This window comes from Leucobacter sp. Psy1 (assembly GCF_020096995.1).
Taxonomy (GTDB): domain Bacteria; phylum Actinomycetota; class Actinomycetes; order Actinomycetales; family Microbacteriaceae; genus Leucobacter.
Genome location: NZ_CP083692.1, coordinates 527,342 through 541,463 on the forward strand (window position 1 = coordinate 527,342; position 14,122 = coordinate 541,463).

Genomic DNA, 14,122 nt, shown 5'->3' on the forward strand with positions numbered 1-14,122 from the left:
TGGCAACGGGGCCGTGGGCGTGGCAGGATCAGCGTACGTTCTCGATGAGAGGAAAACGCAATGGCGCGTCAAGCTGAATCCACGTCCACTCCCGCACCCGACGCCGCGTCCGCGGCGGCGGCACCATCCAGTTCGTCGGCCGAGCCGGCTTCGGCCGCATCCGGCGCAGCGAAGACGGAGGCCTCGAAGTCTGCGGCGTCGAAGTCTGAGGCGTCAAAGCCTGCCGCGAAGAAGGCTCCCGCGAAGAAGACCGCTGCGAAGAAGACCCCGACCCGCAAGACCACTGCGAAGTCTGCAGCCACCAAGTCGGCCGCTGCGAAGTCGGCCGCTGCGAAGTCGGCTCCGGCGAAGGAAGCCGCTGCGAAGTCGGTTCCCGCGAAGGCGGCAGACACGGATGTGCAGGCATCGAGCACCGCCGAGGCGCCGGCCGCTCCGAAAGCGCGGAAGTCTCTGGCGCGTCGGAAGCGCCCCCGCAAGGGCCCGCAGACCGGCCCCGTGACGATCGGCCGCAGCAAGTTCACGAAGCTGAAGAACATCTCGGAGATCAGGCATTACCTGCGTACGAGCGACACCCCCGTCTTCTTCGTCGGGGCGACGGCGTTCAACCTGCTGGGCCTCGACCGCTGGGTGCGCGGCTTCTCATACATCACCTACTACGACAGCTGGGACGGGACGCACCCCCGCGTCTTCAGCCCGACGGGACGAGCGCAGCGCGAGTTCGAGAGCGGTGAGGACATCAACAACTGGTTGCTGCGCAACCATGAGGTGCGGGCGCATATCGAACGGCGCACCCCCGCCGGTAAGCGGCCGCAGGTCGTCATGGTCTTCTTCGACGAGGAGACCGCCAGGATCTGCGAGGAGCTCGATTACGAGCTGATCCTGCCGAGCCACGACCTGCGCGAGCGACTGGACTCGAAGATCGTGACGACGCAGATCGCGGATTCGGTTGGCGTTCCGAGCGTGCCGAACGTGCTCACGACGGTGGAGGGCTGGGACGAGCTCGTCAAGGTCACCGAGAAGGCAGGACTCGGTCAGGATCTGGTGATCCAGACCGCCTACGGCGATTCGGGGAAGACCACCTACTTCGTGACCAGCGAGGCCGAGTTCGCGGCCATCGCCGACGAGGTCACGGGTGTTGAGATCAAGGTGATGAAGCGGATCAACAACCGCCCCATCGCGATCGAGGCCGTACTCACGCGCAACGGAACCGTCGTCGGGCCGTGCATGACCGAGATCACCGGGCACGCCGACCTCACGCCGTACCGCGGGGGCTGGGCGGGGAACGAGATGTTCCCGACCGTGCTCGACGACGAGAGTCGGCACGCGGCGGTCCAGCTGGTCCGCAAGCTCGGCGACCGACTCGCCAAGGAGGGGTACCGCGGATTCTTCGAGGTCGACGTCCTCCTCGATACGGATACGGGGGACGTCTACCTCGGCGAGTTGAATCCGCGCATCAGCGGCGCTTCCGCCATCACGAACGTGACGGCCGGCGCCTATGCAGACGTTCCGCTCTTCGCGTTCCACCTGCTCGAGTACTCGGGCATCGACTTCGATATCGACGTCGATGAGATCAACTCGCGCTGGGAGGAGCTCGCGTCCGAGGACGAGTGGAGCCACATGGTCATCAAGCAGACGGTGGACACCGTCGAGCGGATCGACGTGGCACCGCGGACGGGTCGCTATGTGCTGGATCACTACGGGAATCTCGTCTACACGCACGGCGACCTCGATTGGCACCTCCTCTCCGGAGAGCACGAGGCATTCTTCCTGCGCATCTACAACAGCGGCGACTACCGGTGGAAGGGCGCCGACCTGGGCATCCTGGTCACCAAGGCGCACCTGGAGGCGAGTCATGGAGGCCTCACCCTGCACGCGAAGTACCTCGTCGACGCGATCCGCGGCATGTACAGCGCGACGCCGATCGAGAGCGGCGAACCTGCGCCGAAGCCCGCACCGACCAAGGGCAAGTGACCGCTAAGATACCTCTGATGAACTTCGAGACCGACCACCAGATCGGTGGGTCCGGCGACGCCGGGATGCCCGCTCCGCCGCTCGACCAGTGGCAGTTCGCGCCGTACCTCCAGTGGTCCATGCAGAACATCCAGTCGTTCCTGCCGGTGCACCGCATCGGCAGGGGCGCCAGGGTGACTGACCTGCCGTACCGTCCGACGGACCTGGCTGCGCTGCAGGTGGAGCATCCCTTCGAAGACCGGAGCGCGAGCTTCGCCGAGGTGATGGCGATGACGCAGACCGACGGGTGGATGGTCACCCACCGCGGCGCTGTCGTCGGGGAGCAGTACCTCGGTACGCTCGTGCCAGGCGGCATGCACCTGCTCATGTCGGTCTCGAAGTCGCTGACCGCGACGACTGCAGGCCTGCTCGCATCTGCGGGGCAGCTCGATCTCGACGCCCCGGTCACGCTCTACGTGCCGCAACTCGCCGGGTCGGGGTACGACGACGCGCTCGTACGACACCTCGTCGACATGCGGACCGGCGTCCAGTTCTCGGAGCAGTACCTCGATGAGAACGCCGAGGTCCGGCTCCTGGAGGAGGCGATCGGCTGGGCGCCGAAGAAGCACCAGGGCGTGCCTGGGACGCTGCTCGGCTTTCTCGCGACACTGCGACAGAAAGGCCCGCATGGCGGACCGTTCGACTACAAGTCCTGCGAGACGGACGTGCTCGGGTTCGTGATCGAGGGGGCGACCGCGCGTCGGGCCGGTGACGTGATGTCGGAGCTGCTGTGGCAGCCGATGGGTGCCGAGTTCGATGCCCACGTCGGCATCGACAGCGCGGGCGCCGGCATGTTTGACGGCGGCGTCTCAGCGGCGCTGCGCGATCTGGCGCGGTTCGGCAACCTGTACACGCATGGTGGCCTCGCGCTCGACGGGGTTCCCGTGCTGCCCGCCTGGTGGGTCGATGACACGTTCACGGGCGGACCCGACTCGCGCGAAGCATTTGCTCGAGCGCACGAACCCACGTTCATGCCGGGCGGCATGTACCGCAACGGGTTCTGGTTTCCAGGTGAGAGCGCCGATGTCATGCTGGCGCTCGGCATCCACGGGCAGATGATCTACATGAATCGCGCGACCGGTGTCGTCGGTGTCAAGCTCTCGAGCTGGCCGACTCCGCAAGACGCCGAGAAGCTGTTCTGGACAGTGCGGGCGTTCGAGGCCGCCTCGTGGGCGCTCGGTTCCCCGCTCGGGTAAGAACTCGTCCACAGAGTCGAGTCCACGCCTGGCTCCCGCGAGTTATGCACATTCCTTCGATGGGTGAGGAGTGCCCCCCCTCCTCAGTGCTTGGAGACTGGAACGAAATCAGGCGTGATGGGGGCACCGGTTCGACGAGGTGTACCGCCGATTCGCCGATATGGACCGGCGGTTCGACGGCCTCGATCGTGACGTGCAGGCGATTTCGGCGCAGATCTTCCCTTCGACGGGCGACCCGCGGTTGGACTGAACGGGAACATCCCCGGTTCGTGGACGATCGGAGGTATCTCCAGCAGGCCTTCTCGTGATGCGTTGGGCAGGGCGTCACGCCTGCGGCGAACACGGCCCCAATCGCTCGACGCGGCACGTATTCTTGTCTCATCGGCTGAGGTCGCACCGTCGACGAACCCAGCCGCGGGAGGTTATTGATGTTTGAGAGATTCACCGACAGGGCTCGCCGTGTCGTCGTCCTCGCCCAGGAAGAGGCGAAGATGCTCAACCACAACTACATCGGTACCGAGCACATCCTGCTCGGGCTGATTCACGAGGGTGAAGGCGTCGCCGCGAAGGCGCTTGAGCAGCTCGATATCTCGCTGGACGCCGTCCGCGAGCAGGTGACCGACATCATCGGCACCGGCCAGCAGCCGCCTGCGGGGCACATTCCGTTCACCCCGCGCGCCAAGAAGGTGCTGGAACTGAGCCTGCGCGAAGCGCTGCAGCTCGGTCACAACTACATCGGTACCGAGCACATCCTGCTCGGTCTCATCCGCGAGGGTGAAGGCGTCGCCGCCCAGGTGCTCGTCAAGCTCGGTGCCGACCTGAACCGGGTGCGGCAGACCGTGATCCAGCTCCTCTCCGGCTACCAGGCCGGCAAGGAGTCCGTCGCGGTGGGCGGCGGTGAGCAGCCTGAGGGGAACACCAAGGGTTCCCAGGTGCTCGACCAGTTCGGCCGCAACCTGACGCAGGCCGCCAGGGAGGGCAAGCTCGACCCGGTCATCGGTCGTGAGAAGGAGGTCGAGCGGGTCATGCAGATCCTCTCGCGCCGCTCGAAGAACAACCCCGTGCTGATCGGTGAGCCCGGCGTCGGCAAGACCGCCGTCGTGGAGGGTCTCGCCCAGGCGATCGTGAAGAACCAGGTTCCCGAGATCCTGAAGGACAAGCAGGTCTACGTCCTCGATCTCGGATCGCTCATCGCCGGCAGCCGCTACCGCGGCGACTTCGAGGAGCGCCTGAAGAAGGTCACCAAGGAGATCCGCAACCGCGGTGACATCATCATCTTCATCGACGAGATCCACACGCTCGTGGGTGCGGGTGCCGCGGAAGGCGCGATCGACGCTGCGAACATCCTGAAGCCCATGCTGGCTCGGGGCGAGTTGCAGACGATCGGCGCGACGACGCTGGACGAGTTCCGCAAGCACTTCGAGAAGGACGCCGCGCTCGAGCGCCGCTTCCAGTCCATCATGGTGAACGAGCCGTCGATCCCGCACTCGATCAACATCTTGAAGGGTCTGCGCGACCGCTACGAAGCGCACCACAAGGTGTCGATCACGGATGGCGCGCTGGTCGCTGCTGCGAACCTCGCCGACCGGTACGTGCAGGATCGCTACCTTCCGGACAAGGCCATCGACCTGATCGACGAGGCCGGTGCCCGCCTGCGCCTGTCGATCCTGTCGAGCCCGCCCGAGCTGCGCGAGTTCGACGAGAAGATCGCCGTCGTTCGCGCCGACAAGGAGCAGGCGATCGAGAACCAGGACTTCGAGCTCGCCGCGAACAAGCGGGACGAGGAGAAGAAACTGATCGCCGAGCGTCTCCAGCTCGAGAAGCAGTGGCGGAAGGGCGATGTCGCGACGAACGCCGAGGTCGATGAGGGACTCATCGCCGAGGTGCTCGCGCAGGCGACCGGGATCCCGGTGTTCAAGCTCACTGAGGAGGAGACGAGCCGTCTCCGCTTCATGGAGGATGCCCTGCACCAGCGGGTCATCGGTCAGGACGAGGCCATCTCGGCGCTCGCGAAGACGATCCGACGTCAGCGTGCCGGCCTGAAGGATCCGAAGCGCCCCTCCGGCTCGTTCATCTTCGCCGGCCCCACGGGCGTCGGTAAGACCGAGCTCGCCAAGGCACTCGCGGAGTTCCTGTTCGACGACGAGGATGCACTGATCTCGCTCGACATGTCGGAGTACGGCGAGAAGCACACTGTTTCGCGCCTGTTCGGTGCGCCCCCCGGATTCGTCGGTTTCGAAGAGGGCGGCCAGCTCACCGAGAAGGTGCGCCGCAAGCCGTTCTCGGTGGTGCTGTTCGACGAGATCGAGAAGGCGCACCCGGACATCTTCAACTCGCTGCTGCAGATTCTCGAAGAGGGGCGCCTGACGGACGGTCAGGGGCGGGTCATCGACTTCAAGAACACCGTGATCATCATGACGACGAACCTCGGCTCGTCGGCGATCGCGGGTGGCCCGGTCGGGTTCCAGATCGAGGGCGACAGCCGCGTCGGGTACGACACGATGAAGGGCAAGGTGAACGAGGAGCTCAAGAAGCACTTCAAGCCGGAGTTCCTGAACCGTGTCGACGACACGATCGTCTTCCCCCAGCTCTCCAAGGACGAGCTGTTGCAGATCGTCGACCTGTTCGTCAAGAACCTGCGCGACCGCCTCTACGACCGTGACATGCGCATCGAGATCTCGCTGTCGGCCAAGGAACGGCTCATCGAGGTCGGGTACGACCCGACGCTCGGTGCCCGCCCGCTGCGCCGCGCCATGCAGCGCGAGATCGAAGATCCGCTGTCGGAGAAGATCCTCGGAGCCGAGCTGCTCGCCGGCGACCTGGTGAAGGTCGACTTCGTGGACGGCGCGTTCACGTTCGAGACCGATCGCTCCGGCGACGGTGCACAGGAATCGGGCGCGGCCTCCTCGGCGGCCGCAGTCGCGTCCACGGCGGCGACCCCGGGCACGGGAGAGTAGCCGGAAAGCGCCCAACGAGCGAAGGGCCGTCATCCTCAGGGATGGCGGCCCTTCGTCGTGCGCGGAGATCACTATTCCCTTTTTCTGCATCCCGGACGTACGATGAAGCATGGAACGCAAAGTGGTGACCACGACCGGCGGTATTCGTCTCGAGATGCTCCCGGGCACCGGGGAGGGAATCGCGGTCGACGCGCTCATCGATGACTTCTTGCACGGAGACGTCGTCGGCTCGCTGCACGAACTGCACGAACCCCACCGCGACGATCATCCCGGGCACGAACTCGGCACGCACCGCTGACCCGCGCCGCCGACCGACCCGCCGACCCGCTGTGCACGTCGGTGGGTCGGCGCAGGACCCGTCCAGTCGCTAGGCTAGACCGCATGCCAGCTCACGCTCCCGTGCGCATTCGTCCCGCGCGCACCTCAGACATCCCGCAGATGGTCGAGCTCATGTCCCCGCTGGTGGAGCGACGTATTCTGCTCGGCAAAGATCTGGTGGTGCTCTACGGCGATGTGCCGGAATTTCTGGTCGCAGTCGATGATGAGGACCGGGTGATCGGGTACGGGGCGGTCCACGTGATGTGGGAGCGACTGGGCGAGGTGCGCACGCTCGGCGTGTCCGAGCAGTGGCTCGGCCGTGGGATCGGGCATCAGCTTCTCGACGCTCTGGAGCAACGGGCCCGCGACCTGGGGCTCAGCCAGCTGTTCTGTCTGACGTTCGAGGTGGATTTCTTCAGCCGACACGGGTTCTCGCCGGTGGAAGAGGATGCCGAACTGGTTGCCGCCGACGTCTACGCCGAGCTTCTCCGCTCCAACGACGAGGGTGTGGCGGAGTTCCTCGATCTGGCGCGGGTGAAACCGAACACGCTCGGGAACACGCGGATGCTCAAGCACCTCGATTCCTCGCAGGCGGCCGACTGAACGCTTCTGCGCGTGCCTGCACGCCGTTTCGATGTGACAGGGTTACGCTGACGATATGTCGACGTTGCGCAACCCCGTGGGGCCGAAGGATCGGAAGGTCTACATTCGGCGGCGCCTCATGGTGCTCGCCGGAATCGTCGCGGTCATCGCGGTGATCGTGCTGATCTTCGTGCGGCCGGGGGCGAGCGGAGGCGCTGGGGGAGCGTCGGAGGTCAGCGTGCCCGAGGACATCGTCGGGGAGGAAACGGCGACGCCCGACGGAGAGATCCCCGAGTGCGCCGAGGGTGCGGTGACGGTGACGCCAACGACGGATCAGACGAGCTACGCCGAGGGAGAGCAGCCCGCGCTGTCGATGTCGATCGAGAACACGGGCGAGGAGGTCTGCGCGGCCGACCTCGGTACCGCGATGCAGGAGTTCGAGATCACGAGCGGCGACGATGCGGTGTGGCGGTCGAAGGACTGCCAGGAGGATCCGGAGCACCTGAACGTGGAGTTGCAGCCGGGCGAGCCACTCGAGACGGAGACGGTCGCGTGGGATCGCACCCGGTCGAGCGCGGAAACTTGCGACATCACGAGGGACCCCGTTCCCGCTGACGGCTCCTCCTACCACCTCAAGGTGAAGGTGGGAGACTTCCAGGGGAAGGACACGGCCCAGTTCCTGCTCTACTGACATGTGGACGACTGCGGCAGGCCGAGAACCGATGACCGATGATGCGATGATGGGGCGCGGTGCGCTCTCCGGGATCCGGGTGGCCGATTTCTCGCGCGTGCTCGCAGGCCCGCACGCCACGATGATGCTCGCGGATCTCGGCGCTGACGTCATCAAGATCGAGAGCCCCGATGGTGACGGCACCCGTCAGTGGGCGCCTCCCGTGAACGCCGCAGGGTCGAGCACGTACTTCGCCGGGACGAACAGGGGGAAGCGGTCAGTGGTGTGCGATCTGCGCGACCCCACTGGACTCGAGCGCGCGCGCCGGATCGCTGAGACGGCCGACGTCGTCATCGAGAACTTCCGCCCGGGGACGATGGAGCGCTTCGGGCTCGACTACGATGCGATCTCGGCGCGCAATCCAGGGGTCGTCTACTGCTCCATCACGGGATTCGGAGATGCCGGGGGTGCCGAGCTTCCGGGGTACGACCTGCTCGTCCAGGCGGTCGGCGGACTCATGAGCATCACCGGTGCGCCGGACGCCGACGGGGGCGCACCGACGAAGGTGGGCGTCGCGCTCGTCGACATCCTCACCGGACAGAACGCGGTGATCGGCATTCAGGCGGCGCTCCGGGCACGCGATACGCCGGGAACTCCGCAGTCCGGACGCGGTCAGAGGGTGTCCGTGACGCTGCTCGGATCCCTGCTCTCCGCCCTCGCGAATCAGGCGTCATCAACGCTCGAGACGGGCGAGTCTCCGGAACGCATGGGGAACGCGCACCCGTCGATCGCTCCCTATGAGACCCTACGCGCCGCGGACCAGCCGATCGCGGTGGCGGTCGGCACGGATGCCCAGTTCGGGCGTCTGTGTTCGGTGCTCGGCTCGCCGGATCTCGCCGGTGATCCGAGGTTCGCGACCAACCGGGATCGGGTCGCGCACCGCGATGCCCTCAGGGAACTCCTTGAGGATCGCCTCGCCACGCGGGAGGCGGCCGAGTGGATCGCTGAGCTGACGGCCAGTGCGATTCCCGCCGGTCGTGTGAACTCCGTCGGGCAGGCGATCGACCTCGCCGACTCGCTCGGGCTCGCGCCCGTGGTGGCGCTCGACGCTACGGGTGAGGACGGCGCGGTGCACGCCGTCCGTTCGATCGCCAACCCGATCGGCCTCTCGGCGACCCCTGCGACGTACCTCCTGCCCCCGCCCGCTCTGGGCGCCCACGATGACGACGGGAACTGGCGAGAGCCGCCCGTCGCGACCCCGAAGGAATCCCATGACGACGTCCGTTGACGCACTGTTCGATATCTCCGCGTTCGTGAGCGACGAGGAGCGCGAGTGGCAGATGCGCGCCCGAGAGTTCGCGCAGACGCGTATCAGGCCGATCATCGACCAGGCATTCGAGGATCGACGGCTGCCGGTCGAACTGATGCCCGAGGTGGGAGAGCTCGGGGCCTTCGGCATGTACCTGCACGGGTACGGTCTGCCGGGAGCATCGTCGATCGCCTACGGTCTCGTGGCGATGGAGTTCGAAGCGGTCGACTCGGGTTTCCGTACGGCGCTTTCGGTGCAGGGCTCGCTCGCGATGGGAGCGATCTCGAAGTTCGGCTCCGAGGAGCAGAAGCAGACCTGGCTGCCGCGCATGGGCCGCGGCGAGGCGATCGGCTGCTTCGGACTGACGGAGCCGCAGGGCGGATCCGATCCGAACACCATGCTCACCAGCGCTCGGCGCGAGGGAGACGAGTGGGTACTCAACGGCAAGAAGCGCTGGATCGGCCTCGCCACCATTGCTGAGGTCGCGGTGATCTGGGCGAAGGATGAGGAGGGGGTGGTCCGCGGGTTCGTCGTCCCGACATCCACGCAGGGGTTCTCGGCGACGGCGATCGAGAACAAGCTGTCGATGCGCGCCTCGCTCCAGTGCGAGATCGAGCTCACCGACGTGCGACTGCCCGCGGAGGCGATGCTGCCGGAGGCGCGGGGCCTCTCAGCGCCCTTCAAATGCCTGAATGAGGCCAGGTACGGCATCGTGTGGGGCGCGATGGGTGCGGCGCGCGACTGCTTGGAGGTCGCCGTCGACCGGGCGCAGACCCGTGAGGTGTTCGGGGCGCCCATCGGGGGCAAGCAGCTGACGCAGGCGAAGCTCGCGGACTGCTTCGTCGAGTACGAGAAGGGGATGCTGCTCGCCCTCCACCTCGGCAGGGAGAAGGACGCCGGCACGCTCACGCACGCGCAGATCTCCGTCGGCAAGCTCAACAGCGTGCGCGAGGCCATCAAGATCGCAGGGACCGTCCGGTCCATCCTCGGCGGCGACGGCATCACCAGTGATTTCCCGGTGATGCGCCACATGGCCAACCTCGAGTCCGTGCGGACCTACGAGGGCACAGACGAGGTGCACCAGCTCGTGATCGGCCGCGCGCTCACGGGGATCGCGGCGTTCTGACGCGTCGCCTCAACGGATGGGCGTGCGCTCCTCGTGCGCCCATCCGGGCAGGCACGTGGAGATGACCCGGAGCAGGCTCTGACGGTCGCTCGACCCTGCACGGAGCCAGGCCTCGATCGCTCCGGCCACTCCCGACCCGATGAAGCGTGCGGTGAGCGCCGGATCGGTGTCGGCCGCGGCGGGGATGCCGTCGCGCGACTCCGCGAACCGGGTGATCACAGCGGTGAAGTGCTCGCTCAGCACGTTCGATACCACGCCGTCGAGGGGCTGCTCCACCGCGGTCGTGTAGACGTCCGTGAACCGGGAGATGTGGTCGAGCGTCTCGGTGAGCAGCGCTTCGATCACCGCTGCGAGCGACGTCCCCTCCTGCGGATCACGGTCGCGCACGAGGGAGAGGTCTTCGCGAAGCGGGGCGGCGAGCGCCTCGTTCGGGGAGATGTAGTGCTTGTAGAAGGTAGCGCGGTTGATACCCGCCTCGGCAGCCAGATCCGACACCGTAATCGCGGAGACCGCTCGCTCGGAGGCGAGGCGGGTTGCGGCCCGGTGCAGTGCTGCTCGAGTTCGAACCACTCTCGCATCAGTCATGGATCCAGCTTAGTCATCGTCGGGTGAGGCATAACAGGATCTCAGGAGTTCAGAGTGAAGACACAGTATCGTCGCCTCACACCTCAGTAGTAAACCCTTGAGGTATCCGATGGGAATGGCCCGAGGCCGGGAATGAACCGGAGTTCCGCGGAGATTTCGGTGGTCCAGGCCCGGTCAGGCCAAAAATTATACGACCTTGGTGGTGACGGTTCGATGTCGAATCGGTGACGTTTGCGTGACGCAGGGAATCCACTCGGGGGAACTTGGCAGTCCGGGCATGTCGCGCGTGCCGCGACGCTCCCGCGGCGTAGCGTAAGCCCTGTCCAGGTCTTGCTCTCCCAGTCCAGAAGGAGCCCTCATGGCGGACACCACCCCCAGCACCCGCGACTCAGGGGTCTGCACCTACGTGCTCGACACCTCGGTCCTCCTCGGCGATCCGACCGCTCCACTGCGGTTCGCCGAACACGAGGTCGTGATCCCGATCGTCGTCGTCACCGAGCTCGAGAAGAAGCGCCAGGACCCGGAGCTCGGGTACTTCGCGCGCCGTGCGCTGCGGTTCCTCGACGACCTGCGTGACCAGCACGGCCGCCTCGACCTCCCCGTTCCCGTCGGCAACGACGGCGGCACGCTCAGGGTGGAGCTGAACCACGGGGCAGACACGGGTCTCCCCAGGGGCCTCCGGCTGGGGGACAACGACACCAGGATCCTCGCGGTCGCCCACAACCTCGCCGAGGAGGGCGCGGACGTGACGATCGTGTCCAAGGACCTGCCGATGCGTGTCAAAGCGGCGGCTATCGGGCTCGGCGCCGACGAGTACCTCGCCGAGCAGATCGGCGACGACGGGTACACCGGGATCGTGGAGGTGAGTCTCGCCGAGGAGCGCATGGCTGACCTCTGGAGCGAGGGCCGGCTCCCCGAAGCGGACGAGACGGCGGGGGTGCCGGTCGGGACCGGACTGATCCTGACCTCCCAGCGGGGATCGGCGCTCGGCAGGGTCACAGCGGATCGGTCGCTCGCGCTCGTCCGGGGCGACCGCGAGGTGTTCGGCGTCTTGGGGCGGAGTGCGGAGCAGCGCCTCGCCATCGACCTCCTCCTCGACCCGAGCGTCGGCATCGTGTCCCTCGGCGGGCGCGCGGGAACGGGAAAGTCGGCGTTGGCGCTCGCCGCAGGGCTCGAGGCCGTGCTCGAGCGGCGGCAGCACCGGAAGGTCATGGTCTTCCGTCCGCTGTACGCCGTCGGTGGGCAGGAACTCGGGTACCTGCCCGGCGATCAGCAAGAGAAGATGAACCCGTGGGCCGAGGCGGTCTTTGACACGCTCGGGTCGATCGTTTCGGAGAACGTGCTCGACGAGGTGGTCGCTCGAGGACTGGTGGAGGTCATGCCGCTCACCCACATCCGCGGACGTTCGCTGCACGACGCGTTCGTGATCGTCGACGAAGCTCAGTCGCTCGAGCGGGGCGTGCTGCTCACGATGCTGAGCCGCATCGGCCAGAACTCCCGGGTGGTCCTCACCCACGATGTCGCGCAGCGCGACAACCTCAGGGTCGGGCGCCACGACGGCATCGCTGCGGTGATCGAGAAGCTGAAGGGCCACGCGCTCTTCGGGCACGTCACCCTGACCCGGTCGGAGCGCAGCGCCATCGCCGCCCTCGTGACCGAGGTGCTCGAGGATCCGGCGGGCTGAGCGAGATCACCGGTATCGCGAGGCGCTCTCTGTCTGGGACTGTGCTGTATCTCGACGTTTGTTGATGTATTCCCCGTAGAGTGGCCCCGTCGTGCTCCCGAGCGCCTGCGTGGGACAGCGGGGAGCCGCAGTGAAGGGGAGGCGACATGTCGGCGATCGCAGCGGCGTACGGAGCATTCGACGAGGCCGAGGGGCTCCGCATGCTCGAGCGGATGCGGCACCGCGGACCCGACGGGCTCGACCACCGCGCACTTGAACACGCGTGGATCGGAACGGCGCGGCTCTCCATCCGTGATCTCGCCGATACCGTGACGCCACCCGGCCTGACCGGCGACGGACACGGATCGTGGCTCGCCGGGGACGGCGAGATCTACAACCATCGGCGCATCCGATCGGAGATCGGTGAGGATCGATTCCACACTTCGACGGACCTCGAGGTGGCGCTCCGGTACTTCTCGGCCAGCGGCCTCGCGGCGTTCCACCGCCTCTGGGGATCCTTCGCGCTCGTGATCGTCGGTGAAGACGGCAGCTTCGCCGCGACGAGGGACGTGTTCGGGATCGCACCGCTGTACTGGGCCGAGCGCGACGGCACCGTGCTCTTCGCCTCCGAGATGAAAGCGTTCGATGCGGAGTGGCGGAGCGAGGTGCGGCCGTTCCCTCCCGGGCACTCCTGGACGCCGGAGACCGGTCTCGTCGCGTTTCCCGACCCTCCCGGGCGGTCCCCGGTGCTCCTGCAGAGCCGGGCGCCCGACGAGATGCCGCCCGAGTGGGTCTTCGGCGCGGTCAGGGAGACGCTCACGCGGGCCGTGGAACGCCAACTTGACGCGGATGTCCCGGCGGGAATCCTGCTCTCGGGAGGAGTGGACTCCAGCATCGTCGCGGCGATCGCGAGCCGGATCGCGGCGGAGCGCGGAGTCCGCATGCCGACCTTCTCCGTCGGGATCGAGGGGAGCAGCGATCTCGAGAGCGCGCGCGCCGTCGCGCTCCACCTGCGCACGACGCACCGCGAACACGTCTACACCGGCGAGGAAGCGATCGCTCTGGTTCCGCAGATCATCGCGGACCTCGAGGCCTTCGACCCGACCCTGGTCCACAGCGCCGTGCCGCACTACCTGGTCGCCGAACTCGCGGCGCATCACGTCGGCGTGGTGCTCGCGGGCGAGGGAGCCGATGAGCTGTTCGCGGGATACGAGCACTTCGGGAGGCACGGGGACGCCGACGACCTCCACTCGGAACTCGTCGAGACGCTTCGAGGCATGCACGCCGGCGGCCTCCAGCGGGTCGATCGCATGGCGGCCACCCACGGTCTCGAAGCGCGCATGCCGTTTCTCGACCTCGACGTCGTGGAGCTCGCGATGGCGTTGCCGCCCGCGTGGAAGCTCGTCGCCGAGGGTCGCCCCGCCAAGTGGCTGCTGCGGCGGGCATTCGACGGGTGGCTGCCCGATGAGGTGCTCTGGCGCCGTAAGGAGCAGTTCGGGCAGGGGACCGGCATGAATGACGTGCTGCGCGAGCACTACGGCGGACGGGTCAGCGACGCGGAGCTCGCGCACGACGCGTCGTTGCTGGACCCGCCGATCCGGACCCGAGAGGAGCTCGCGTACTACCGGATGTTCACCGACGCGCTGCCTGGCATCGACGCCGGTCGCACCGTGGTGCGTTTCGCGGAGGCATGACCGCGACCCGCA

12 protein-coding genes are annotated in these 14,122 nt (G+C 67.0%); 10 read left to right on the forward strand and 2 right to left on the reverse strand.

Annotated features, from left to right (window positions below):
• Nucleotides 1-68: 68 nt before the first annotated feature.
• Entirely contained in the window at nucleotides 69-392 is a 324-nt protein-coding gene (locus K8P10_RS02420; RefSeq protein WP_224780214.1) for a hypothetical protein, read from the reverse strand.
• A gap of 4 nt (nucleotides 393-396) precedes the next feature.
• Here K8P10_RS02420 and K8P10_RS02425 point away from each other — a divergent pair, with 4 nt between their 5' ends.
• From K8P10_RS02425 to K8P10_RS02460, 8 genes are all read left to right on the forward strand, one after another.
• Complete coding sequence (locus tag K8P10_RS02425; RefSeq protein WP_224780215.1) at nucleotides 397-1,971, forward strand: biotin carboxylase; 1,575 nt, start codon at nucleotides 397-399, stop codon at nucleotides 1,969-1,971.
• A 17-nt stretch (nucleotides 1,972-1,988) separates the two neighbouring features.
• Nucleotides 1,989-3,206 carry a serine hydrolase gene (locus K8P10_RS02430; protein ID WP_224780216.1) on the forward strand — a complete coding sequence of 406 codons (1,218 nt, stop codon included), beginning with the start codon at nucleotides 1,989-1,991 and terminating at the stop codon, nucleotides 3,204-3,206.
• Nucleotides 3,207-3,634: 428 nt separating this feature from the next.
• The gene (locus K8P10_RS02435) at nucleotides 3,635-6,163 is read left to right on the forward strand and encodes an ATP-dependent Clp protease ATP-binding subunit (RefSeq protein ID WP_224780217.1); all 2,529 of its coding nucleotides are present in this window, start codon (nucleotides 3,635-3,637) and stop codon (nucleotides 6,161-6,163) included.
• A 109-nt stretch (nucleotides 6,164-6,272) separates the two neighbouring features.
• Entirely contained in the window at nucleotides 6,273-6,461 is a 189-nt protein-coding gene (locus K8P10_RS02440) for a hypothetical protein (RefSeq protein ID WP_224780218.1), read from the forward strand.
• 83 nt (nucleotides 6,462-6,544) lie between these two features.
• Nucleotides 6,545-7,084 carry an amino-acid N-acetyltransferase gene (locus tag K8P10_RS02445; RefSeq protein ID WP_224780219.1) on the forward strand — a complete coding sequence of 180 codons (540 nt, stop codon included), beginning with the start codon at nucleotides 6,545-6,547 and terminating at the stop codon, nucleotides 7,082-7,084.
• Between the two features lie 55 nt (nucleotides 7,085-7,139).
• Nucleotides 7,140-7,754: a hypothetical protein gene (locus K8P10_RS02450; RefSeq protein ID WP_224780220.1), complete on the forward strand. Its 615-nt coding sequence runs from the start codon at nucleotides 7,140-7,142 to the stop codon at nucleotides 7,752-7,754.
• 31 nt (nucleotides 7,755-7,785) lie between these two features.
• Nucleotides 7,786-9,021, forward strand: a complete 1,236-nt coding sequence (locus K8P10_RS02455) for a CaiB/BaiF CoA-transferase family protein (protein ID WP_224780221.1) — start codon at nucleotides 7,786-7,788, stop codon at nucleotides 9,019-9,021.
• Entirely contained in the window at nucleotides 9,005-10,168 is a 1,164-nt protein-coding gene (locus tag K8P10_RS02460) for an acyl-CoA dehydrogenase family protein (protein ID WP_224780222.1), read from the forward strand. Before K8P10_RS02455 ends, K8P10_RS02460 begins: the two co-directional genes overlap by 17 nt.
• 9 nt (nucleotides 10,169-10,177) lie before the next feature.
• Here the strand turns inward: K8P10_RS02460 and K8P10_RS02465 are convergent, their stop codons facing one another.
• Nucleotides 10,178-10,753, reverse strand: a complete 576-nt coding sequence (locus K8P10_RS02465) for a TetR/AcrR family transcriptional regulator (protein WP_224780223.1) — start codon at nucleotides 10,751-10,753, stop codon at nucleotides 10,178-10,180.
• 358 nt (nucleotides 10,754-11,111) lie between these two features.
• Between K8P10_RS02465 and K8P10_RS02470 the strand changes: the two genes are divergently transcribed.
• Both K8P10_RS02470 and K8P10_RS02475 read left to right on the forward strand, forming a co-directional pair.
• A complete protein-coding gene (locus K8P10_RS02470; RefSeq protein WP_224780224.1) occupies nucleotides 11,112-12,437 on the forward strand; it encodes a PhoH family protein in 1,326 nt (441 codons plus the stop codon).
• Nucleotides 12,438-12,583: 146 nt separating this feature from the next.
• Nucleotides 12,584-14,110: an asparagine synthase-related protein gene (locus K8P10_RS02475; protein ID WP_224780225.1), complete on the forward strand. Its 1,527-nt coding sequence runs from the start codon at nucleotides 12,584-12,586 to the stop codon at nucleotides 14,108-14,110.
• The last annotated feature ends 12 nt before the right edge of the window (nucleotides 14,111-14,122 follow it).